This is a genomic window from Cellvibrio japonicus Ueda107, from assembly GCF_000019225.1.
Taxonomy (GTDB): domain Bacteria; phylum Pseudomonadota; class Gammaproteobacteria; order Pseudomonadales; family Cellvibrionaceae; genus Cellvibrio; species Cellvibrio japonicus.
In genome coordinates this window covers 428,331-453,609 of the sequence record NC_010995.1, presented here as the reverse complement: position 1 = coordinate 453,609, position 25,279 = coordinate 428,331, and the positions used below count along the sequence as shown (strand labels likewise).

Below are 25,279 nucleotides of genomic sequence, written 5' to 3'. Positions count from 1 at the left end.
GCAAGGAGAAAAAAGCAATGATTTCTATAGGGGGCCACTATAGCGATGCGCTATTTTCCGGATTGACGACTACCCCCAACGCATCAAATGCCGCATAAAGGCTATCGAAAGTGATGGGTTTAGCCAGGTAATAGTTCATACCGCTGGCGAAAACGGCTTCGCGGTGCTCCTGCAAGGCGTGGGCGGTCAATGCGACAACCGGTACGGCAGGACGACCGCTGCGCCGTTCAAGTTCACGGATATTGCGCGTGGCTTCAAAGCCATCCATTTCCGGCATCTCACAATCCATCAGGATAAGGTCAAAACGCTGGGCACCATGGTGCACCAGGTCTACCGCTTCGCGGCCATTCTCGGCAAATACCGGTTGAATTCCCAATTTACCCAGAAGACCTTTAATCACCATACGGTTAACCGGATTATCCTCTGCCACCAACACTTGCAGGTGGGCAAACTTATCGCGTGCGAGAACTTTTTCTGCCGGGAGAACAGTGGGCGCCGCTTCATGCCCCAGCAATGCAATCAACTCCCGGTAAAGTGCTTTGACGGATATAGGCTTGCGCAAAACCGTATGGATCGCCAGCCGTTGCATCACTGCCTGGTCGTGGTAGACATCGCCACCGCTAAACATAAAAACGGGCAGCTCGGTAAAATCCGGGGCATCTCGCAGCCATTGAGCCAATTCGAATCCGGTAGCATCCGGCAGTGAATAGTCAAAGGCCACAAAATCAAACGGCTCTCCGGCATGTAATCCATGTTTGAGTAAAGCGACAGCCTGTTTTGCAGAGAACGCCGTTTCAAGTAGCAAGCCCCAGTGGTCGCAATAACGCTGGGTAAAGGTCACCAGGGGCGCACTGGTTTCCACCATTAACAACCGTTTTCCCTTCAGGGTCGGATCAGGGGTTAGACTCGGAGAAGCCAGTTCCTGCACATCAAACTGGGCGGTAAACCAGAACTGCGCGCCTTCCCCCTTGGCACTCTTGACGCCGATACGGCCTCCCATTAACTCGGCAAGGCTTTTACAGATAGCCAATCCCAACCCTGTACCACCGTATTTACGGGTAGTAGAGGCATCTGCCTGATTAAAGGAGTCAAACAAGTTACTGGCACTGTTCGGATCTATACCGATACCACTGTCCTGAACCACAAAGCGCAGCATAAGGCGCCCTTCCGCCTGCAGGGCTGTGTTATCGAGGCCTACCTCCAGGGAGACAAACCCCTCCTCGGTAAATTTAAAGGCATTGCCCAGCAAGTTAATAATAATCTGCCGCAAACGGGTTGGATCACCGCGCAAACGCCGGGGAACATCGGGATTCAAGCCGCCAAATAGCTCAATATTGCGTTTGTTGGCAGTGGCGCCAAACAATTGGATGCAATTTTCAACCAGATCATCCAGTTCGAATACCATTTCCTCCAACTGCATCTTGCCGGCTTCGATTTTGGAGTAGTCGAGAATATCGTTAATGATACTCAGCAGTGTTTCACCCGAGCGATGGATGACATCGATATAGTGCTTCTGGTTTTCATCCAATGGGGTGTCGCGCAACATATCCAGCATGCCGATGACTCCATTCATCGGGGTGCGAATCTCATGGCTCATGGTTGCCAGGAACTGGCTTTTGGCGCGACTGGCATCTTCCGCCGCGTTTTTCTGGCGACGGGTTTCGAGCTTTTCCTCCTTTTCTGACAGGAGCGCCAATTCAATCGCATGGCGTTGCTCAATATCGTCCAGCAAGGTCTCACGCATATGGTTGATGGCATTCACGACGTTATCCAACTCATCCGGCATGGAGTCCATTTTCATACGCTGCAATTTAAGCGGCTTGGTCAGCGATTCCAAATTAAGGTTACGCGTGTAGTTGGCAATGATTTTGATATGGCGGGTCAACAGGGTGTGAACCAGCCAGATAATAAAGAGTGCGATAATCAGGGTTTTGGTGCCCTGGACCAGGGCCACAAAAAAGGCGCGCTCCCAGAGCTTTTCATAGATACCTGCCAGGCTGGCCGTCACCGTCAACACGCCCAGCTCCTGGGGCGGGGTACTGGAGTCTTCGTAGATAAGGGGATAATCGCGCACCAGGAACTGGCTGGGTTTGGTCTCAAGATCCTTGAGCGAATAGTGGGGATTGGTTGCGACCAAATGCTGCTTGATATTGTTCCAGTCGTGCCAGGTCACACTCACCTGCACCACATCATCCACATCCAGGACGCTGTGGATCTGGATGTTCAGCTGTTCCTGGTCAAATCCCCACAGGCTTTTGGTGATACTGGCCAGCGTACTGATACGCACCTGGTCCAGGCGCTTTTCCAGCTCGGCGATATCATCATTAAAATTGCTGTGCAGCTGAAGAAGAATGGCAAATAGGGTGATGACTGAGCTGCTGATGATGATCAGCCCCAGCAACCTTGCCACTATGGGATTTTCACGCATGTAGCGCTTAAGATTCAGCATAGGTACCAACCGCTGACACAGAATCCGATCACAGCCAGGGTCGTACCTGACCAAACCACAGAATCCCAGAAGTGTAGCAGTAATCCCCCCTCAAAGTACCAACACATTTACAGCGACCAGGGAGGTTTTTTACCGACAAGGTACTTGCCCGGAGTCAGCAACACGCATTTTGCCCCACTGACGTCAAGGGGGATAACCCCAACGAAAACCGAAAAAAGTCTGCAGCAACGACACCAGGATGCCTGTTTTTCAAAAGTGGTTCATTTTAGAATGCCGCACAAGCCTTCAATGATCACAATCAGGGCGCACTGCAGATAGTGCCCCAAAATCATGACGATTCCTGCTTGCCTGTGTATGGGATTTCCATCGGGCCCTTTTCCCGTGTCGAGTTGGCACACCCCCGGCGTAACCTTTGTTTGATTAATGAGTACCCATGTTGGAGTGATCCGGATGCGCTTCTGTTTGACCTGTAAATCGAGCCCCACCCAAACCCTTTTCCTATCGCGCCGCTGGCTGAGTCTCTGTGCCCTCCCATTTTTGCTATGGCACCACAACCCCCTGGCGCAAATAGCAGAGCCGCCCAAACCCAATCCCGTACAAGAATCCGCAACACTGACAGATATTGCCAAACCCGGGTTGTTCGATGCGCTTAGCGAGCGCGCCCGGAAACTGGCCAAACACGATTACGAACCGATCCACGCCAACATTCCCAGCGAATTGGCCGATATGGATTACGACCAGTATCGCGCTATTCGCTTCCGCCCTGAGGCAGCGCTGTGGCGCGGACAATCGCTGTTTGAAATCCAGCTATTTCACCCGGGCTTCCTCTATCGCGAACCGATTATCCTGCATACGGCAGGCGATACACCGGAGAGCGTCCTGCAATTTAAGCAGGCGTTTTTCAACTACGATGGCCCCGCGGCTCCGCTGGCCGGTTTGGCGCCAGGCAATATTGGCTTTGCAGGTTTTCGAGTGCATTACCCGCTCAATAGCAACGAGTACAAGGATGAGTTCCTGGTGTTCCAGGGCGCTTCCTATTTCCGCCTGATAGGCCCGGGACTGTTATACGGTTTGTCAGCGCGCGGGTTGGCAATAGACACCGCGGAACCCAAGGGCGAAGAATTCCCGGTTTTTCGCGAATTCTGGCTAATCAAACCGGCAGCGGAGGAAAACCGCCTGGTGATTTATGCCCTACTCGACAGCCCGTCCATTAGTGGCGCTTATCGTTTCGAGGTGCTACCCGGTGCACCTACCGAAATGAATGTGGAGGCGCGGCTTTTCGCGCGCCAGGATATTGTCAAACTGGGTGTGGCCCCGCTGACCAGTATGTTTATGTGGGGTGAAAACCACACGCGCTTTGTGGATGACTTCCGCCCCGAAGTCCACGACTCGGACGGCCTGTTAGTAGCGGCCTCCAATGGCGAATGGATCTGGCGCCCGCTCAGCAATCACCGCATGCTGCGTGTGTCTTCCCTATCCGACGAAAATCCACGTGGTTTTGGCCTGTTACAACGCGACCGGGACTTCGAACACTATATGGATATGGAGGCCCGTTATGAATTGCGGCCCAGCATGTGGATCATGCCGCAGGGCGATTGGGGCAAAGGCCGGATTGAGCTGGTGGAGATTCCCAGCGACAGCGAAACCAACGATAACCTTGTCGCCTATTGGGTGCCTGCCAAAGCCATGAAAGCCGGCAGCAGTGCCACCTATAGTTATCGCTTGCGCAGCTTCGACCATTTTTTACCTGAAAATGCGGGTGCCAAGGTGATTCGCACCCGCATCGGCTGGGGTGCCAATCCCGGTCAGGCAGACCCACCGCCGAAAAGCAAACGCAAGTTTGTGGTGGATTTTCGCGGCGGCGAGCTGGATAACTTATCACCTGACGCTCCCATAGAAGCCGTACTACAGCAAAGCTCGGGCAATATCAGCGAATTAACCGTGCGCCGCCTGCCCGATGATCGCACCTGGCGCGCCTCTTTCAAGCTGGAACCCGATGGCAATAACTACGCCGATATGCGCCTGTTCCTGAAACTGCGCGACCAGCGCTTAAGTGAAGTATGGAGCTATGTCTGGTACCCGGATGCGCTCTAACCCCACCAGAACGATCAATAGCGAGCCGGAATCCGTGTCTGCTTTTGCGATTATCGACATACCGGGCCAACGTGCCCGGCGTTACCTCTTTGCACTTTTGAGTCTGGTTACTACCCTGGGCGGGGTATACACCATGTTCGACATCCTCAGTGCCAATGGACTGAACACGCTCGAAACGGTTCTGCTTGTGCTGTTTAGTATCACCTTTGGCTGGATCAGCATGGCATTCTGGAGTGCCGCATTTGGTTTCACCCTGCAAATGCTGCGCCTGGATCCGCTATCGCTCAAGCCGCTTGAGCGAGGCTCCGATAACAGCCCGATCATCGCTCGCACGGCTATCGTCATGCCAGTGTATAACGAGGACACCCAGCGGGTTATTGCCGGTTTCGAAGCCACCCTGCGTTCACTGGAGGCAACCGGAGAATTAGCACATTTCGATTTCTTTTTGCTGAGCGACACCACCCAACCTCATATTGCTCAGGATGAACTGAAGGCGTGGCAACAACTGCAGGCCAGATTGGGCGACATTGGCAAGCAGTGTTTTTACCGTCGCCGCGAAAAAAACATCGGGCGCAAAGTCGGGAACCTGAGCGAGTTTTGCCAGCGCTGGGGCGCCAATTATGAACACATGATTGTGCTGGACGCCGATAGCCTGATGACCGGAAACTGCCTGCTCAGCCTGGTGCGCGCCATGCAAGCCAACCCGCGCGCCGGATTGATCCAAACCGTTCCCATTCCGGTGCGTCAAACCACGTTTTTTGGTCGCTTCGTACAATTCGCCGCCGTACTCTACAGCCCCATGCTGGCAACTGGCCTGGCCTTCTGGCAAACCGATGCAGCCAACTACTGGGGCCACAACGCTATTATCCGTTTGCGCGCCTTTATGGATCATTGCGGCCTGCCCAGCCTGCCCGGCAAGGCGCCCTTTGGTGGCGACATACTCAGCCATGATTTCGTAGAGGCGGCCCTGTTGCGCCGCGCCGGTTGGGATGTTTTCCTGTTAGCCGACCTCGAAGGCAGCTATGAAGAAGTACCCTGCAATATTATCGATTACGCCAAGCGTGACCGCCGCTGGGTACAGGGCAATATCCAGCACCTGGGTATTATTGACCTGCCCGGCCTTCATCCAATCAGTCGACTGCATTTCCTGCTCGGCGCCCTCGCCTATATCAGTTCGTTCATCTGGTTGCTGATGCTCATGTTAAGCACCACGGATGCCGTAGTGCGCGCGCTCAACAGCAACGTCTACTTTACCGAGATGTACCAGCTCTACCCCAGTTGGCCCATTGCCAAAACCACGCAGATTATTGCACTGATCCTGCTCACCACCCTGTTGCTGATGGGCCCTAAATTGCTCGGTGTCATAGTGGCGCTCACCCATAGGCGCAAAGCCTTTGGCGGTAGCTGGGCCATCATCAAAGGTGCGTTTACCGAAACATTTTTTGCCGTACTGATTGCGCCCATTATGATGGGCTACCACGCCTATTTTGTGGTGTCGGTATTGCTCGGATTTAAAGTGAACTGGGATTCGCAAGCGCGCGAAGGGCGTCTGCTACCCTGGGGAGAAGCGATTGCACGCACCGCTAAAATGACGCTGATTGCACTGCTCTGGGGATGGGTGACATTCACCTACTCACCACTCTTTTTCTGGTGGCTACTACCCATACTGACCGGCATGGTGCTCGGTGCTCCTATCGTCCGTTATTCATCGAGCCTGGATTGGGGCCGCCGCTGCCGCAAGCACGGCATACTACTCTGCCCCAGCGAAACAACAGAGATAGACGCATTGGAAACCTTGGATACGCTCTTACAAATACCACCAGCCACTGTGCCAGAACCAGCACAAACGCCTTTACTACCTCCGGACAATAGGCACCCCATGCCTCACCCACCACTGGATGAGTATCGCCATGTCGATTGGCGCAACTAGAAGCCATCACAAAAATCACCTTAACCAATCCCCATAAAAAAGCGGGCTCAACCTGAACCCGCCAAACGGGAGAAAACACTAAGAAACACCTGAAAAGATATGTTGCCATCTGCTGACGTCAGTTTTTTCAGAGGTCGCTTAACGCAACTTACGCTAGCATCGTCTCGCGCCGTATCGCAATCCACAACCTGAAGGTCGCACCATAGTGGCGGAAAGTCGGACGAAGTACGATATTGGAGGTCTTGTCACACCAGTGCCAGATTCTTCCTTTGCATAAATGGGTCTTCATGTTTAATGAAGTAACTCGTTATGCTGTTTAAAGTTCAACCCGCACCGGCGAATAAAATCAGCCAATTGCTCCATATCCTGCACAGGTTTAAATTGGGCCGCTTTTGCGTCAGATGTTAATGGCGGGAAGACACCGTAACCTGCCAGCAAACACGCCCATGACTTGGGCTGATAGCTTCCTACCAGATTATTCATATACATATTTTTTGCAAAATCACCGCCCCTTTGCCAAAAATAAAGGATTTGATTCAGGGTTTCTGACAAATACGTATTAGCGGCATTATCCTTCCAGTAATCAGTATCCTTTCGTTGATTGACCTTGTAATGACAAACAATGTAATCCCTAACGCTATCAAACTTGGCATTAACCTCTTTATTAAAGGCATCTTCGAATTGATTGGTATATAGCCCTTTTTCGTAATGTGCCATAAAAAGTGAGATGGTATTAAAAGACAAGGCTAGAGCGGTGGCCTCCAACGGCTCAATAAAACCCTGTGATAAACCTACTGCCAGACAGTTTTTTTCCCAATGTTTTTCAACGCGGCCAACTTTCATCTGCAGGTGTCTGGCGGCAACATCACTATCAACCAGATTCAAGTGTTGCCTTAATTCTATTTCGGCCTGCTCCGGGGTTATGTAATCGGTACTGTAAACATAACCATTACCGTAACGATTCGTTAACGGAATTTTCCAAGCCCAGCCATTCGACAATGCCGTTGACCTTGTCTCCGGAGGAATAATTTCTGATATTGCCGTCGGCATGACAACAGCTGCATTATTAAACAAGTTCTCTTTAAAGCTTTTAAATGTGGCTTTCAATGCACCTTGTAGCAGTAATGATTTGAATCCGGAACAATCAATAAAAAAACTGGCATCTAACAGGCTATCATCATCCAACCTGACAGCAGCCAAGGATCCGTTTGCGTCAAGGACCACCTCTGTGATGGTACCCAAAATTCTTTTTACCCCCCTGCTCATGGCCTTTTCAGCCAGAAATTGCCCCAAAAGGCCCGAGTCGAAATGATATCCGTAGGCCACTCCGAACGGGAAAGATTCGGCAGGAATAGGGCCAAGGTTAGCTCGGGTGAGATAAGTTTCTAAAAAATAATGATCCGGATGCGCATTCACATTATTTCCCTGCATTCGCGCTTTGATATTGCTGAAGAAAAACGGGACAGTAAAAACGTCATCCGTTTGCGCCGGAAACGGATGAAAGTAGGATTCAAACCCTGGGATAGACGACCAATTCGCAAAAGAAATTCCATTCTTATAGGTGGCATTACAACGAGGCATCCACTCTGAATCAGCAACATCAATAGCATCAAAAAAGAATTTTAAGTGAGGTGTACTTCCCTCGCCAACACCGATGATGCCAATCTCGGTAGATTCCAACAGGCAAACGTCTATATCCTTCCAGCGGGACACCAATAAATTTGCTGCCATCCAGCCAGCCGTACCGCCACCAACAATCAGAATTTTTTCGGGCTTTTTCATGGTTGTCATCTTGGTCAATTCACTATTGGGCACTTGGCATAGCCATTATTTTTTCAACTTATCAATAAAGTAGTCTTTAATAGCCCTTACATACTCTGGCGACAATTTTCCCAGCACATGCTGCTGATGCTCAGGAATATAAGAAGCTGGATCGATACCTTGCTTAAATAAATAATGATCAAACATATGGCGCCAGGCATTGCGCTGCCTGGGCGTTAAATCACGCATAGCCAGTAGGGCGATATTCAAACTGTCAATGGGGCTTGGTGGTGTTGAACTCTTGGCCGAAGAGCCGTTCCACCAGTAATTCATCAACGCATTCACTTTTTCCAGTGACTCCACATGATGCCACCAGAGCATGGGGATGAAAATCGCATCACCCGGTTCAAGTTCCACTGACCATGCATTGGCCAGTGCGGTTTTGAAGTGGGGATAGCGTACAAAGTCCGGCGCGTTCAGATCGACCATGCTGGTAGGCGCCCCGGCCGGGGTAAAATTGAGCGGGCCTGGGTATAAATTACCGGTCTGCTCCGGCGGAAACAGCACAAAACGCCTGCGCCCGGCGACAACACAAGCGATATTGTCAGCACCATCATAATGCGCGCTGACAATACCTTCATTTCCTACCCACAGACGTGGCTCCACATCGGGGAAAAATTCGGATTTATTCTCGTCAATCAAACCTGGCAGTATTTCGCTGGGTAAAGAATTTTGCATGGATATGGCAGGATAAATCTCTCTATCCATCAACTCCAGCAAGCGGCCCAAAAACAAATCCACACGCTCTTCGCCGCGCATGTAATTTACATCAGTCATATCATCGTTATAATAAAAACGCTTGTTGGCAGCAGGTGGAGCAACAAAAATTCTGGCTTTTTTTCCTGTATAAAAACGCATCAAATAGGCAGCAAAATCATGCGGCGTTTTTTGCGCGGCAGCCACCAGTGGCCAATGCTGCGTAAAACCCCGGATAACCACAGGCTGTTGCTCTGGTGCTATTTCCTCAAAAAATTGCGGTGCGGGAAGCTTGCGATACTCTGGAATCTGTTTATAGGCCGTCATACCATTATTACTCGCCTGGAAAAAATGCCCACATTTACATCATCTTTTTAGCCGCGCAATGTTGCTGGATATAATCGCCATGCATTGGCATTTGCATGACTGTTTCATAGACACTTTGCGCACTCTCTTGCAGAGTACTTGCCAGCCCCTGACCGTCAAACGCATCCATTAATGGGTGGTATTTTTTGGGGCGCACCTTCATACCCTCCAGGATTGAACACCAACTGTCCTGGCTAAAAAACTGGTCAGGAGTGTGTTCTATCTGGCCGCGCGCGCGAAACAAGCAGATTTTCTCTTGCAATGAATCGGGCACAGGCATACCCTGGCACCAGCGCCAGAACTCCGTGTCATCACGCCCTGTAGTACAATAATGCAAAATAATAAAATCGCGAATTTCCTGGTAATCAATGTTGATTTTCTGGTTGAATGCCTGCTCTGTATAGACCTCAAAATCCTGGTCAGGAAAGTATCTGATAAAGTGAACTAATGTTTTATATATCAAATGAATGGCCGTAGACTCCAGCGGCTCCAAAAAACCGGCGGCGAGCCCTAGCGCTAAACAATTGTTATGCCATATTTTTTTGCGTCGTCCAGTGGCAAATGGAATCACTCGCGGCTCAATTAATAACTCGCCCTCAACAGCCGTTAATAAGGTATGAATAGCCTGGTCATCGGAGCAATACTGGCTGGAGTAAACATAGCCATTACCTGTACGATGCTGCAAGGGGATTCTCCAAGTCCAACCTGCTTCCCGTGCAGTAGCAATGGTAAAGGGAGGTAGCGTCCCTGCATTGGTGGTTTGTACTGCAACAGCGCGATTACAAGGTAAGTAATGCGTCCAATCCTCATAACCAACTTTTAAGGCTTCCTCAATTAATAAACCTTTAAAACCAGTGCAATCAATAAAAAAATCACTGGTAATAGTGATGCCATTATTAAGCGCTAACGTATGAATAAATTGGCGTTCATCAATGACGACCTTATCGACCGTTGCTTCTATTCTCTCTACACCGCATCCTTGTGAAAAATCACGTAAATAACGAGCGACTAAAATAGCATCCAGATGCAAGGCATAGCCATAGCTACGCAGTACCCAGTTTTGTTGCTGGGACGGGCGTAACATAAAGCGCTGATGTTCAGCCATGATGGCACTGGGGGAATGATCAACCCAACGAGTACCGTATCCATCAACGGAGTTTTTTAACCAGGCCTGATAAAACGCAAAGCCATTGATATCCTGTCCCACCCGGCCAAAAGGATGAAAATACTGTTCACCGGGCTTTAGCCAGTCATCAAAGCGAATCCCCAATTTAAATGTTGCCGATGTTGCTTCAACAAACTCTTTGAGATTAATCCGACAGACGCGCAAAAATTCCATCATCGAGGGCACCGTGGACTCCCCTACACCAATGGTGGCAATATCTGGAGACTCAATCAGGGTAATTTTTATATGGCTGCCTTGCAGCGCAGAAGACAGCAAACTGGCCGCCATCCAACCGGCGGTTCCACCACCCACAATACAGATTGAATTCAAGGTATTTTTTTGCATAGTCGCTATCTGCCTGGTTAAGTATTTATCAACCATAAAAAAAGCGCGCAGTAACAATGCTGCGCGCTTTTTATTCACAACATCTATTTAACTGTTTTTATGAAAAACAGCTTATTAGAAAGTTGCACGTACGCTCAATGCATAACGACGATCCGTCGTAAAGCTTAACGCGTCAGTCTTAACACCGTCCTGGTTCAATTGATACTGGGTTTTAGTCTCAGCATTCAACAAGTTGCTGCCTTCGATACCTACTTTCCAGTTTTCATTGATAGTGTAGTACAGGCTGGCATCCATCATACCTTGCGCCTTGGCGTAGGCTGGTACGAACTCCTCAGACTCACGCATGGTCAGCATGTACTCTGAACGCCAGGTATAAGCCAGACGGAACGCAATATCGTTGTATTCGTACATACCCACAATATTTAAGTTCTCATCCGAGTAACCTTGCAATGGCAGTCCAGTGAATACACGGAAACTATTGCGGTTGTCGGTGATAGGCGTACCTGAACCGTCGTAGCGTAAACCTTCTGCTGGATTGGTATTAGGATCCTCCAAGCCACTTTGATCGATATAGGTGTAGTTGAATTGTAAACCTAAACCGCTCCAGGCACCCGGCAACATATCGTAGAACTGTGAGTAAGAGAACTCCACACCACGAATGGTACCGGAACCGGTATTATCAGGACCGTAAGCTGACACGGGATAGGTAGTGCCGGCGTACTCCAGCTCCAGATCAAATTGCTTGTTGCGGATGATATTGCTTAGCTTTTTGTGGAACACACCAACCGCTACCGAACCTGCCGGTGCGAAATACCACTCTGCTGTCAAATCTAAGTTAACGGACTCCTCTGGCTCCAGGAACGCATTACGCGCATTGGCACTGATTTCAATATCCGTCAAATCAACAACCGGGTTAGTTGTTTCGTCTTTTCCTTCGGTCGGATCCTGCAGCACTTCGGTGTAATCCAAGCTCACCACCATGCTATTGCGCGTATCCAGCAAGCTGGGGAAATACAGCCCTTTCGATGCACCGAAACGCACCACGACATCATCCGCCACACCAAAAGCCAGGTTCAAACTCGGCAATACCGTGTTGTAATCAGTACCCTTAACCGTGCTTGGTACAGCCTCACCCGAGGCTAGCGCAAACAGGCTTGGGTACTGCGCCTGCATAACTTGATACAGAGACTGATCCGGACTTGTTCCACGTCTGGAGGTCGCTGGCAATGTCACACTACCCGATGACTCAAGTTGGTAACCCACATAGCGTAAACCGACGTTACCCTTGATAGGTACCGGCAGTTCAGCGAAATCGAAGTCGCCGCGAACATAAAATTCGGTGCGCTCTTCATTGGTTGAACTCATATGACGCGCTGCAAAGTGACTATCGACGCGATCAGCCAGGTCTTCGTATGGTTGAGCACATTTACCACTACCATCCATTGCATTACCCAGTGCACTCCAGGTACCACAGCCATCGCGCAACGTTTGGATGTAGTTTTTGGTTAACGCCATACTGGGGAATAAAAAGCTATTGTAATCGCCTTTTATAACCTTACCGTTATACTGGTCAGCAAAGCTAACACGCTCAAACAAGTGTGGTGCCACTTGTGGAGAAGCATTGTACGAATCAACTGCATCCCAGGGAGTACCCAGTGCTTGCCAACCTTCATACTCAGTATCGGCCACATTGAGATCTTTATCCGAGTAATAAACACCCGCTTTTATTGCCGTAAAAACACCATCAAAATCATATTGCACATCCAATTTAACGCTATCGGATTTAGCCGTATTGTGAATCTCCTGTTGCATACCACTGGCTAAACGCAGAATGGGATTGGTGTTTTCAGCAACGTCCGCCGGATAGGAGACATTTTCGTTCAAGAACTCAATGGTTGGCGTAGAGCCCCTTAAATCCAGGTAAAACGGCGCATAAGTGGCTGTCTGGTTACCATTAATACGCGAGGTTAAACCATAGTTGTGAACAATTTGCTCAGAGTCAACATGCTGGTAATCAAATGATGCGGTCAGGCGCTCCGTTGGTTTGATAGTCACATTGAAGGACGTATCTTCTACGGTATTTTCGTTATAGTTATAACGAGAGCGGAATTGTAATGGAAAATTCGGATCCGTATTTCTACCAATGCCTGATGTCAGGAAACCATTTGCATCAACGCTGAAATCATAGCCGTTCTCCGTATCTTCCGACCATTGCAGAGCATTACCATTACCGGCCAGGAAACCGCGATCACCAGAGGCGATTACATACTCACGCCACTCCAGAGACGCTTTGGAGTTGATATGCTCCAGCGTAGCAATAATAGTTTCATCGGCATTTGCCCACTGGAGCGATGTGGTAAAACCAGTACGCTCACGGTCATTTTCGGCAGTGCTCACGTGGAAGTTAGCTGGTGCATACCAGGTAGTACCTTCTGGCTGGCCAGGCAACTCTGTACCATCGTATAGAGGAACATAGGCTGCAGCATCTTCATCACTGTACACGACCGTATCTTCAAAGCCAGGACCACAGGCACGCCAACCGGGATCGCCGGGTATACAGGGATTGGAATACATACCGGCAACAACACCGGGAGAAGGAGTACCCCACTCATCATAAGAGAAGGTATCGAGCTTACCACGGCTGTGGTAGTTACCCATACCAACACCGTCACCACGCGTTTGATATTCAGATTTGGAACCGGCAATCAGGAAACCAAATTTACCGGCACTGGTTTCCCAGCTATCTGCAAAAAGTGCCGAGAAAGAAGGTGTCACTTCTTCACGGAAATCACCGTAGTTAGCTTTTGCAGAAAACGAAATAAGCTGCTCGTTAGAATCAAATGGCTTGCGCGTAATCAGGTTAACAGTACCCGCAATACCACCAGAGATTTTGTCAGCCGTTTGGTTTTTGACAACTTCTACAGCGCCCAACAATTCTGCCGGGAAGTCTTCATAGCTCAGGCCGCCCCATGGGTTAGCACTGAAGGCATCGCGACCGTTAATTTCTGAGCGTACACGGTCAAGACCACGTACCAGCACACCAGTACCTTCGTCAGCATAGTGTTTAGGGTCATCTGAAGAGGCAAAGCGTTCGATAGTGACACCGGGAACGCGCTGCAGGGCTTCGGTTACCGATTTATCCGGCAGGGCACCAATATCCAATGCGGTAATCACATCTTTTACCGTATCAGCATTGCGCTTTAAGTCTTGCGCCGTTTCGATGCTGCCTCTCATTCCCACGACAACGACTTCTTCAAGATTTTCATTTCCCGAACTCACCTGGGCAATAACCGGTGAGCTTAATGCAACAATCGACACAGCCAACAAAGATTTTTTAAATCGTTGCTGTGGCAACTTGGCCAGTATTTTTTTACTCTCGAACATATCCAACCCCTTTATGTTGTTTCTATTAACTGTTAACCGTTTATGAGCCATATAGAGAGTTTTCCCTCTTTGAAATGCACACTGTCTTCCATGAGCGATGCCATCGTTAATACACAATCATTCAAAATATCAAAAACAATGACACAGACATTTCAATTGACTGTTACTGCAACTGACAGTGGTCCGAATTTATCAGGCGAAAAAATACCTTTCTATGCCACTTCCTAAACTCGAACACCAACTACCAAAAGTCGAACAGGTCACAAAACGCTTTAACCCGCTAATCTGCAGCCAAGATATTGCTGCCGGTAATGGCTGGGCGTAACACCTACGGCTTTTTTAAAGGCCTGGTTAAAGACGGATTTACTGCTAAAGCCGCAATGTTTCATGATTTCGTGTATGGGCAAATCGCGCAGTTGTTCGTCTGCTAATTTTCGCTTGGCTTCCTCAACGCGATAGGAGCCGATGAGTTCAAAGAAATTCATCTGCAATTGATTATTAATCGTGCTTGATAATAATTTGGGGGATACATTTAATTTAATCGCCAAGCGCTCAACCGTAATATGCGGCTCCAGGTAAGGCTTGTTGCTCTCCATAAAAGACTGGAGTTTTTCTACCAATTGCAATTGGGGCTCTTCTGAAACAAGTGCATGATTCAATTTATGCTCGGGTTGTATATCGCTGAAGCCCTGGGCGTTTTTCAGCAAATAAACTATCAACACACTCATATATATAAACAGGAGATGGCTAGTAGATTCCCCTAGCAGGGTTGGGCTCAACCAATGTAAAAAGCGTGAATCCAATAAAATGATGAATGACCAGGCATTGATCGCCAGGAAGCCGATTAACAGCAAGCGCAGCCCCTGCAGATCCATTTTTTGTGAAGGCAATTGCAAGAGTTTTAAGTGGCGTTGGTATTCAAAGAGCCGGGACACGCACAGCAAGCTGTAAATAAAAAGGCTGATATGCTGGGCCCATATCAACACTTCTGCTGGAGCATTTTTCTGTGCTACTGCCGCGTTGCCAAAATCGGGGTCAACAGGTGCGCTGATATTCGTCCCCATAAACCACAAGTAAAACGGATAACCGAGCAAGGGAATCAGATGAAGTGCATCCTTGTAAGTCAAATTCATCATTTGTGAAAAACTGGCGCGCGCGAACCAGAAGAGCAACGGGCCCTGCAAAAAATAAATAAAACCAAGCCCAAAGACACTGATGGGGTACCAGGTAATCAACATCTGACGCAGTGCAGGATTGGTATTTACCATGCCATCCAGGGCACGCAAGGTTCCCAGCAGGAAGAACAGGGCCAGCAATAACCCATGATGAGGCACAAGCGGCCCCTCGGATTGCCCGAGCATCAGACGCACAGCCACGACCAATGATAGAAAGCCGCCAAATAGCAGCGAAATATCATTGAGATTAAAGATTGCCATCTCTGCCATCGTATATACCTGCGCATTGCGCTGGTGGTTAATTATTCTTGTCCTGCCGGGCGACAGCCTGTAAACCCAATGGATTAACCGGTATGCCTACCGGTTCAGGCAAAAGTACACCCCATAGGACAACGTTGTCAATCTGCAATAAAAAAATGCCTTGGTTTGGCGCTTATTTAGGGGCAATATGCATCGCTTTGCAGCATTTTTTCCACCACCCAGGCTGCACCAATCACCATTTCCTGATCCATTGTTTTCGCCTGGTCAACAGCGGCCTGCGCTTTGACGATTTGTGCAGGTGAAAGGGTGGTGGAAGCTTCGCAATTACGAAGCAATTCCATTGCCAACTCTGACAAAACATTTAACCGTTCTGCCAGCGGCAACAAGCCTTGCAAATCTTTACGTTTTTGTACCAAATCCAGCAGTGGTTGATAGTTTTTATTCCACTTCTCGAAAGCAGTTTTCAGGCTTTTTCTCAGGTATTTTTTATCGTTTTCATCTAACACGGATAATTCGTTTTCAAATATGGCCAGCTGGTTTTGTTTGAAGTTATTTTCAGCGGGTAATGCATCGACTAATTGATTCAAATGATCTGCTTTTGAATAGGTTTCAGAGACCGATTTTTGATGCTGGCGGTGGTAGTAATGGGCAGGCTCCAATGCCTCACTGAAGATAGCCAAAGGCTCAATCCCTGCACCGGCAGCCAGGCGCCGCAGCGCTATCTCCCGCTGCTGTTGATCTTGCACACCCACCGACATACGCGCCCATGTCATCGTTGTCTCAAGGCGCTGGTATAAATCCACTTCATCACGCCTATCCTGGGCCGACCACAGGCGTTCAGCCACAGCCAATGCACGCGGCCAAAGGCGCAGATCCAGGGTCCCTTCATCAACCAACTCGGACCAGAGCGCCACCTCTCCGCCAAGCACGCGGGCATAGTCTTCTGCCCTCAACACATAGGGAGCAACCTGTGGCTCAGGCAGACCTGTTTGGGCGTGATTGCTACCGGCAATCTGCTTACCGCTGACGGGATAAGCCACATTGCCAACCCAGGCCTTGCCCCCTAACCGCTGGTCCATGTTCACATCAAACTCAACCGGGCCCATCCAGGTGTCGAGCGAAAATTGCGCGCGATTTTTTGTATAGCGATGAACCTTCACCTCGCGCCGGGATTTGCCCGCAAAATCAATAAATCCACGCGTTTGTTTACCGTCATCTAACAAGGTGAAAGATCCGCTAACCGGTCTGCCACGCTGACGCGGCAGTGTAAAGGACCAGCTCTGCCAGGATTCACCCACTGCCGGAGCATCTATCCTGAATGGCGGCTGGGGCAGTGGGTCCTGGCGATAATGGTACGCAGCCGTTTGTGGCTGATCCAGGTAATAGCCCGTTGACAAAATGGCATTGAATCCGTGGCGGATCGCATTGCTAACACCATCCGGCCCCTGCCAGGAATGGATGACAATATTGTTCGGCAAATCCGGATGCTGGATTTCGTCCCAGCCAATCATGTTGCGCTTGTGCTGGCTCAGGATTTTTTGCACGCGCTGGTTGAAATAGGCTTGCAACGCCAGATGATCAACTAATCCATTCGCCTGCATAAATGCCTGGATGTCTGCATTTTCCTGCCAATGCTGGGGATCTACTTCATCTCCACCTATGTGCACATAGTCAAATGGGAATAACTCAACCACTTCAGCGATGAGTTGATCCACAAATTCATAGACGCGTTCGTTGGCTGGATTGAGCGTTGGCTTGTGCACTCCCCAGCGATACTCCATGGCATAGGGACCGGGGGCAGACATCAACTCAGGGTAGGCAACTGCAATGGCACTGGCGTGTCCCGGTATATCAATTTCCGGCAATACATGAATTCCCCGGTCGCGCGCATAAGCCACGATGTCGCGCACCTGCTCGCGGGTGTAATACTGGCCATCGCTGGCGAATTGCTGCAGCCGTGGAAATTTTTTGGATTCCAGGCGCCACCCCTGATCGTCCGTCAGGTGCCAATGAAATAAATTGAACTTGGCGGCTGCCATAATATCCAGCTGGCGTTTTATCGACGCCACTGAAAAGAAATGGCGGGAACTGTCCAGCAGCAAGCCGCGCCAGATAAAGCGGGGCTTATCCTGAATATCGACCAAAGGCAAAGCCAGCACATCCCGTTGCAGCCCCACTAACTGCAACAGGGTTTCCAGGCCGCGCACAACACCGACCAGCTGTTCGGCGTGTAATTCAATACGCCCTGGACGAACCTGTAAGCGATAGGATTCATCCATAGAGGACAGGCTATTACCTATCACCTCCGATGACTGGATATGAATGAATAAATGCGCGTTTTTTTCCCTACCCTTAACAAAGCGAATCGTTTTTCCAGTCTGCAAAGTAACTCGCTGCCGGAAACGCTCAAGCGCTGTTTTCAATTCCGCTGTTTGCTTTCCCTTTATAACAAGATTCCATTGATTGCCTGCTAAAAATTGCCCTGACTGTTGTATCACTGAGTGCGGATAAGGCAACAACGGCAAATCAGCCGCATTCACCAAGGTGAACGGCAGTACCAACAACAAAACAGGCAATAAATACTTCATGGTTTTTTATAAGCCACACAATCAACTTCTACTTTGCAATCCACCACCATACTGGATACCACACAGGCGCGCGCCGGTGGATTAGCGCCAAAATATTCCATAAACACACGATTAAACGACATAAAATCGCGGGGATCATCGAGCCACACCCCACAGCGCACCACATGTTCCGGGCCATAACCTGCCTCGGCCAAAATGGCCAGCATATTGTTGATCGCCTGATGGGATTGGGTGACTATGCCGCCCTCCACAATTTCGCCCTTGACCATGGGAACCTGGCCGGACACAAATAGCCAACCATCGGCACCCGCCGCGCGCGCAAAGGGCAAATGCTGGCCACCGGTTCCCTTGCCACCTTCGACACCGTAACGTTTGATATCAGACATAAGCGCTATCACTCATTAAACAGAAAAAAACCTTTGCGCAGATCGCGCTGGCGATGCAGGAACTTCCCGGCGCGCTGACCTGTCATGGCTTTGTTGCAGTAAGTCAGGATGCCATTCACCCACACGGCTTCTATTCCCTCCGCCAATTGTTGCGGTGCCGCAAAGGTTGCCGTATCGCGCACATTCAGCGGATCAAATAACACCAGATCAGCCGCTGCGCCCACTTCAATGCGACCGCGATTATCAAGGCCGAAGCGATCGGCAGACAAGCGCGTCATTTTGTAAACAGCTTCGGTCAGACTGAATAATTGCAAGTCGCGGCTGTAATGCCCCAACACCCGCGGGAAAGCGCCCCACAAACGCGGGTGCGGCAAAGGATCAACCGGCAAACCATCGGATCCAACCATGGTGAGTGGATGCGCCAAAATGGCCTGCACATCCTGCTCATTCATACCGTGATACACCGCTCCCGCAGGCTGTAGTCGCCTGGCCGCGTCCATCAAACTGGTTTGCCATTCATCGGCAATCGCTGCCAGGGTTTTTCCACCCTGCTCCGGATGCGGCTCGCTCCAGGTAATCACAATGTCAAAATCCCGGGTGACCTGCTGCAAATCCAAGGTGGACGAACTGGCGCTATAGGGATAGCAATCGCTGCCGACCCAGTGTTTGCGCGCCGCTGTCTCCAGGGCGCCAAGCACTTCCTTGCTGCGTCCCCAATTACCGGCCCCTGCACATTTCAAATGTGAAATGATGACCGGGGCATTGACCGAATGACCAATTGCAAACGCTTCTTCCATCGCATCCAGGATGCCATCAAATTCCGTGCGCAAATGGGTGGTATAAACTCCCCCCTGTTCACGCAACACCTCCGCCAGTGCCTGTACTTCTTCAGTGGTACTTTCAATCGCTGAGGCGTAAGCCAATCCGGTCGATAACCCAAGTGCGCCCTGTTCCAGGGCCAAATGTAATTGTGCGCGCATCTGCGCAATTTCATAGGCGGTTGCTGCGCGGTCCAGGCGATCCATGTGGTTATTGCGCAATGCTGTATGACCGACTAATGCAGCCACATTGACTGCAGGCTGTATTTCATTCACGGCACGCGCGTAACTGGCAAGGTCGGCGTAGGAAAAATCCTCAACGGCGCCGAGCAAATTCATCGGGTCCGGCAGCTCGCCCTGTAACACCACAGGGCTGGCACTGATACCGCAATTGCCAACGATCACCGTTGTCACACCTTGAGAAACCTTGGGCAACATATCCGGGTTGCGAATCACCTGCAGGTCATCATGGGTGTGCACATCAATAAACCCCGGTGCTAAAACCCAATTGCTTGCAACTATCTCCCGCTGCGCCTGCACACCGGATAAATTGCCAATCGCTGCAATTTTCCCTGCGGTGATTGCCAGGTCAGCACGGTAGGATGGCTGTGCAGAACCATCAATGATGTGAGCCTGGCGGATAACCCATTCGTAAATCACACACACATCCTTAATCGCCCAGGGGTAAGCGGTTATCGCCACCCCGATATTCATCAAGCGCAAATTTCACGCGACGCAGTAATTCCTTGCTCTCTTGTTTACGCAGCAGAGCCAACTCTGTTGCGAGAATATCCACAGCCAGCAATACACCATAGCGGGATGCCGAAGGCTTGAAAATAAAATCGGTCTCCTCCGTCATCACCGGCAATAACACATTGGCTTTTTCAGCAAGGGGAGATTGGGGCGCGGTCATGGCGATGATCTGGGCACCGTATTCACGCGCGATATCAGCAACCTCCAATAATTCCGGTGTTACCCCGGTTACCGATAACAGTACCAGTACATCTTTTTCGGTCAGTGTCGCGGCCAACATGCGCAGCAATACCGGATCGTGATAGGCCGTTACCGGCAACCCCAGGCGGGCAATGCGGTACTGGACTTCATCGGCAAGCATGGTGGAACCGCCCCCCATACCGCCGACATAAATCAAGCGGGCACTATTCAATGCGTTGGCCCCGGCCCGAAAATCAGCCTCGACAAAACGCGCGAGGTTGGCGCGCAGGGTGGACTCTACCTCACTGCAAATACGCGCGTAGAATGCACTTTCCTCAACGACGGGAACATCGGCGAGAAAGCGGGTTCCCACCGCGCTGGCCTGTGCCAATTTTAATTTGAGATCGCGAATATCTTCACAGCCCACCGCTTTGGCAAAGCGCGAGATGGTGGCAATACTCACACTGGCTTTGGTGGCAAGCTGATCAATACTGGCCGCCGCCGCAAAGGCTATATCGTCCAGAATAATATCCGCAATTTTCTGCTCCGTTGCCGAAAGCCGGTCGCGATTGCTGCGGATGTGGTAAACAATATCGAACAAAGCGGTCATGTTTTTTCTCAAAGGAAACTGGCAATCAACAATACAAAGCCGAGCGCAACAACAGAAATAATAGTTTCGATCACCGTCCAGGTTTTGAGTGTTTGGGTGACGGTCATATTGAAATATTCTTTAATCAGCCAGAAGCCGCCATCATTGACATGGGACAAAATCAGTGATCCCGCCCCGGTGGCAATAACCAGCAACTCGGGGTGCGGATAATTGGCCGCCAGCGCAATAGGCGCCACTATGCCAGCTGCTGTGCTCATGGCGACCGTGGCCGAGCCGGTGGCAATACGCATTAACGCTGCGACAAACCACCCCATCAATAAGGGTGTTAATGCAATACCCGATGAAAACGCCACAATTTCCTTGGCGATACCCGCATCAACCAGGATTCGGTTCAAACCGCCACCAGCGCCAACCAGCAGGGTAATGCCCGCCGTAGGCGCCAGGCAGTCCTGGCTGAATTTCAAAATACTGTCGCGATTAAAACCACGCGCAATGCCCAGGGTATAAAAACTGACTAGCGTCGCAATTAACAACGCAACGACTGAGTTACCAACCACCAGTAAGACGTCGTTGAGCGCAGTGCCCGGTGCAGCAATCTGGTTGGCCCAGCCGCCCAGCAGCATCAACACAACGGGCAACAAAATAGTAAACAGGGTGATGCCAAAACCCGGCAGTTCACGTTCACGCGACTCATGGATAAATTGTGCCTCCAGTGGATTCACCGCAGGCAGCTGCACACGCGGTGCAATCCATTTGGCAAAGAGGGGGCCGGCAATAATCGCCGTGGGAATTCCCACCAGGAGCGCATAGAAAATAGTGCGCCCGACACTGGCCTGGTATTCACCCACGGCAATCATGGCGGCAGGATGGGGTGGTACCAAACCGTGTACCACCGACAGGCCCGCCACCATTGGCAAGCCCACCAGCAACATGGAGGTTCCTGTGCGGCGGGCGACGTTAAACGCGATGGGAATCAGCAATACAAAACCCACTTCGAAAAAAATGGGCAGCCCCACAATAAACGCGATAAACACCATCGCCCAGTGCACATTTTTTTCGCCGAACCAACCAATCAGGGTGCGTGCGATTTGCTCAGCGCCGCCGGATTCCGCCATCATTTTGCCGAGCATGGTACCCAGCGCCACAATCAGCGCAATGTGGCCCAGGGTTTTGCCCACACCGGCTTCATAGGCAAATACCAGGTCCTTGGCCGGCATACCGGCGACCAGTCCCAATCCCAGCGATACCAGGGTGAGCGAAATAAACGGGTTTAACCGATAGCGGGCGATTAACAAAATCAGCGCAATGATGGCGACCAGTGCATAAACCAGTAACCAGTGCCCGGGGCTTAATACAGATTCCATGGCGGCTCCTAGAAAAAGGTTTCCACAGCATCAACGACTTGATAGTGGTCATCCACAATCAACAGTTGCCGCCATTTATCAAAGGTTAAACAGGGGTGTGAAATATCCAGCGCGAGCATATCGCCCACTTGCACATCAGCGGTGGCTGGAATTTGCATAAAGGCATGCTGATCCATCATTTTCACCAGCTGCCATTGCACCGGGGCAGGTACCGGGGCGGGCATGTCACCAGGGCGAAAATGCAAGGCAGGGACAGGCAGCCCCGCATCAAACGCTGCGTCGCGCTTACCCAGGCCGAGAATGGCCAATCCCGGCTCGGGCATAGAGGTCACATAGGCCCAAAGCTGCAAAGCGGGCAATAGACCGCGTTGCATGGAGCGCGCCACCGGGTTATGGCTCTGGATACGTTCGGCAGCGGCGCGATAAATCCCTACATCGTGGGTGAGGTAGCAGCCGGGTCGCAGCACAATGTCCACTGGCCGTCCCAAATCCAGGCCGGCCCATTCTTCTGCCACCAGGTCGAACCAGGCAGAGCCCGCACCGGTCAGCAAAGGCCTGTCACTCTTCAGCAGGCCGCGTTCATCCAATTCACGCAATACGTCCAGGGCCCGACGTAAAAACTGGCGGATGGCAGCTTCATCGCCCAGCACACCTTCGTAGACTTCAACTCCAGCCAAGAACAGGCTTTGGGGCCAACGGCCAATTTCAGTGAGTAAGGACTCCAGGGCGGCCGCATCGCGTACTCCACTGCGTCCACCCTCAACCCCCAACTCCACCAACACGTGCAGTTGTTGTCCCCGCTCGGAAAAAAACCGCCCTAACCGGGCGGCGTTAACGGGACTATCAACCAACACGTAACACTCAAAGTTCGCATCCTCCTGCAAGCGCGAGAGGATCGCCATATTGGCGCGGCCCACTAACTGATTGGCGAGGATGACCCGTTTTATACCGAACTGGTAAGCCGCTTGTACCTGGGCAGCCGTAGCCAGGGTAATTCCCCAGGCGCCCTGCTCCAGTTGCCAGTGGAACAAGGCTGGGCTCATGGTGGTTTTGCCATGGGGTGCGAGTTTCAGCCCATAGGTGCGGATAAAGCTTTCCATCCAGCCCAGGTTGTGGCGCAGGCGCACATCGCTCAATACCGCTACCGGTAAGCTCACGTCTTCACGCAACAGGTTCCACCCCAGGCTGCCAACATGCCCGACCGCTCGCGCCACCGTACCCGCAGGTAGTGCCCCCAGTCCTTTATGGACAGGTTCTAATGGGCGCTGGGCTAATCGTTTTTGTAAATTATTTTCAGTTTCCATGCAGCTTGGTGATCAAAAAATAGGTAAAAAGCGACATTTACCCTAGGCTAACACCAAAAAAATCACTTTGAAAGAAAATTTTTTACATAAAACCATCAATAATGGTCAAAAGCGAAAATAATTATCGAAGCGGAAAACGGGCGGAGGGACAGGGGTCAACAGCAGTTGATGACGGGGAATAAGGAGGGCCAACCGGGGTTCGACTTTGCCTCCATGCAAAACCGAACCCCAAAGGAAAAAGTCGAACCGGGACCTAATCCCGGCGCCACAGAGCCCATTCGCGGCCCGGGTGGGGGGCGGTGAAGGTTTCAATGGCACCGCGATCTTGCAGGGTGACATAGACACGGCGACCATCCTCGCCACCAAAAGCCAGATTGGTAGGCTTTTCACCTTTCAGCGAAATCGTGTGCAGGAGATCCCCCGCAGGTGATACCACCGCAATAACACCCGCTCCATAACGCGCGATATACAGGTTACCCTGGCTATCGCTACGCATACCGTCCAGGCCATGGTCGGGAAATTCGATCAACAGGCGCTTATTCGCCAACTTGCCAGTCTTCGGATCGCGATCATATTGCCAAACCTTGCGCTGCACACTCTCGTTCACATAGACGCGCTGCTCATCCGCACTGACCTCGATACCATTGGTGGTTCCCATTTCGCGCTCCAGCAGGGTGACCTTGCCGTCGGGCGCGATCATCCACAGGTTTCCTGTGCTATCTGACCAGTTGGGGTCACTGGCATAAATAGTGCCATCACGCGCAATCGCAATATCGTTGGGCTGGTTCATCGCCGCGCTGTGGGCATACACGGCAACCTGCAAGGTCCGGGGATGGATTTTTAAAATATTGTGGCCGGTATAGTCCGCCACGTACATCACCCCATCCGGGCCAAAGCGAATACCATTACCGGTACTGCCTTCAGGTAATTTGAGCAGCAACCTGGCATTGCCGTGTGGGTCGACAACACCAATGGTTCCCTCCTCGGCAAAATTCACGGCATACAAATGCCCCTGTGCATCCACCGCCGGCCCTTCAATACCCGCCGTAAATACACCATCGCCGACAAAATCCTGCGTTTGCACCTGGACACCGCCCGCCATCGCGGCAGCACCAAACAGGCTGGAAAAAAACAGTATTGTTTTAATGTGTTGTGTCATATCGACCTCGCTGTATATGTGGAATTGCCAGGCCGTAGAGTGGTGGGGCATTGATAGCACAAACCAGGGGATAAATAAAACCAGCCCCTCTATTTCTTATATATCCGACAATACTGGTTACATACGTATTCATATTGATGGGCCATACAAGCATAAATATATTCAAGAAATTATGAGCGCATTGTTAGGTAAATTTTGGTGATTGCCCATCAAATTACTTAACCACTCGTCACGAGTACAACGCAAAAACCACATTAATATCCCGTAAAACATAGATATCAAAACATCTTCTTCCCAGTTGAAATTTTTTATTGCAGCACTTCACTGGAAAACTATTGATTACTATGTCATTTGCAACCTTAAAGGAATAGTTCCTTTTCTGAAAAAAGAGACTGGCTATCCGACAGGGAAAAAAGGAAATGATTATGTCA

The 25,279-nt window shown here is 50.6% G+C and carries 15 protein-coding genes; 2 read left to right on the top strand and 13 right to left on the bottom strand.

The annotated features are described in order from the left end of the window. Window positions 1-37: 37 nt before the first annotated feature. Window positions 38-2,449: a response regulator gene (locus CJA_RS01765; protein WP_012486041.1), complete on the bottom strand. Its 2,412-nt coding sequence runs from the start codon at window positions 2,447-2,449 to the stop codon at window positions 38-40. Between the two features lie 462 nt (window positions 2,450-2,911). Between CJA_RS01765 and CJA_RS01760 the strand changes: the two genes are divergently transcribed. Beyond that, window positions 2,912-4,543 (top strand): OpgD/OpgG family glucan biosynthesis protein, encoded by a 1,632-nt coding sequence (locus CJA_RS01760; RefSeq protein ID WP_238526808.1) that lies wholly within the window; start codon window positions 2,912-2,914, stop codon window positions 4,541-4,543. Next, on the top strand, window positions 4,518-6,473 hold the full coding sequence (gene mdoH, locus CJA_RS01755; RefSeq protein ID WP_012486039.1) for a glucans biosynthesis glucosyltransferase MdoH: 1,956 nt from the start codon (window positions 4,518-4,520) through the stop codon (window positions 6,471-6,473). The genes CJA_RS01760 and mdoH overlap by 26 nt, the downstream gene beginning before the upstream one ends. A 291-nt stretch (window positions 6,474-6,764) precedes the next feature. Here mdoH and CJA_RS01750 read toward each other — a convergent pair whose 3' ends face one another. The 12 genes from CJA_RS01750 to CJA_RS01695 form a co-directional block, all read right to left on the bottom strand. Further along, the gene (locus CJA_RS01750; RefSeq protein WP_041550907.1) at window positions 6,765-8,255 is read right to left on the bottom strand and encodes a tryptophan halogenase family protein; all 1,491 of its coding nucleotides are present in this window, start codon (window positions 8,253-8,255) and stop codon (window positions 6,765-6,767) included. A gap of 45 nt (window positions 8,256-8,300) precedes the next feature. Next, window positions 8,301-9,317, bottom strand: a complete 1,017-nt coding sequence (locus CJA_RS01745; RefSeq protein WP_012486037.1) for a cupin-like domain-containing protein — start codon at window positions 9,315-9,317, stop codon at window positions 8,301-8,303. A 34-nt stretch (window positions 9,318-9,351) separates the two neighbouring features. Beyond that, window positions 9,352-10,866 carry a tryptophan halogenase family protein gene (locus CJA_RS01740; RefSeq protein WP_041551892.1) on the bottom strand — a complete coding sequence of 505 codons (1,515 nt, stop codon included), beginning with the start codon at window positions 10,864-10,866 and terminating at the stop codon, window positions 9,352-9,354. A 114-nt stretch (window positions 10,867-10,980) separates the two neighbouring features. After that, the gene (locus tag CJA_RS01735) at window positions 10,981-14,250 is read right to left on the bottom strand and encodes a TonB-dependent receptor (protein WP_012486035.1); all 3,270 of its coding nucleotides are present in this window, start codon (window positions 14,248-14,250) and stop codon (window positions 10,981-10,983) included. A gap of 272 nt (window positions 14,251-14,522) precedes the next feature. Further along, window positions 14,523-15,695: a helix-turn-helix domain-containing protein gene (locus CJA_RS01730; protein WP_012486034.1), complete on the bottom strand. Its 1,173-nt coding sequence runs from the start codon at window positions 15,693-15,695 to the stop codon at window positions 14,523-14,525. A 167-nt stretch (window positions 15,696-15,862) separates the two neighbouring features. Then, the gene (locus CJA_RS01725; protein WP_012486032.1) at window positions 15,863-18,274 is read right to left on the bottom strand and encodes a family 20 glycosylhydrolase; all 2,412 of its coding nucleotides are present in this window, start codon (window positions 18,272-18,274) and stop codon (window positions 15,863-15,865) included. Continuing rightward, on the bottom strand, window positions 18,271-18,660 hold the full coding sequence (locus CJA_RS01720) for a RidA family protein (protein ID WP_012486031.1): 390 nt from the start codon (window positions 18,658-18,660) through the stop codon (window positions 18,271-18,273). Before CJA_RS01720 ends, CJA_RS01725 begins: the two co-directional genes overlap by 4 nt. An 8-nt stretch (window positions 18,661-18,668) precedes the next feature. After that, entirely contained in the window at window positions 18,669-20,180 is a 1,512-nt protein-coding gene (locus CJA_RS01715; RefSeq protein ID WP_238526807.1) for an N-acyl-D-amino-acid deacylase family protein, read from the bottom strand. Then, complete coding sequence (locus tag CJA_RS01710) at window positions 20,149-21,021, bottom strand: MurR/RpiR family transcriptional regulator (protein ID WP_041550905.1); 873 nt, start codon at window positions 21,019-21,021, stop codon at window positions 20,149-20,151. Before CJA_RS01710 ends, CJA_RS01715 begins: the two co-directional genes overlap by 32 nt. Before the next feature lie 8 nt (window positions 21,022-21,029). Next, the gene (locus CJA_RS01705; RefSeq protein WP_012486028.1) at window positions 21,030-22,385 is read right to left on the bottom strand and encodes a GntP family permease; all 1,356 of its coding nucleotides are present in this window, start codon (window positions 22,383-22,385) and stop codon (window positions 21,030-21,032) included. Between the two features lie 8 nt (window positions 22,386-22,393). Beyond that, entirely contained in the window at window positions 22,394-23,689 is a 1,296-nt protein-coding gene (locus tag CJA_RS01700) for an amino acid deaminase (RefSeq protein ID WP_012486027.1), read from the bottom strand. Between the two features lie 253 nt (window positions 23,690-23,942). Further along, window positions 23,943-24,848, bottom strand: coding sequence for an SMP-30/gluconolactonase/LRE family protein (locus tag CJA_RS01695; RefSeq protein WP_041551889.1), 906 nt, complete (start codon window positions 24,846-24,848; stop codon window positions 23,943-23,945). Window positions 24,849-25,279 lie beyond the last annotated feature (431 nt).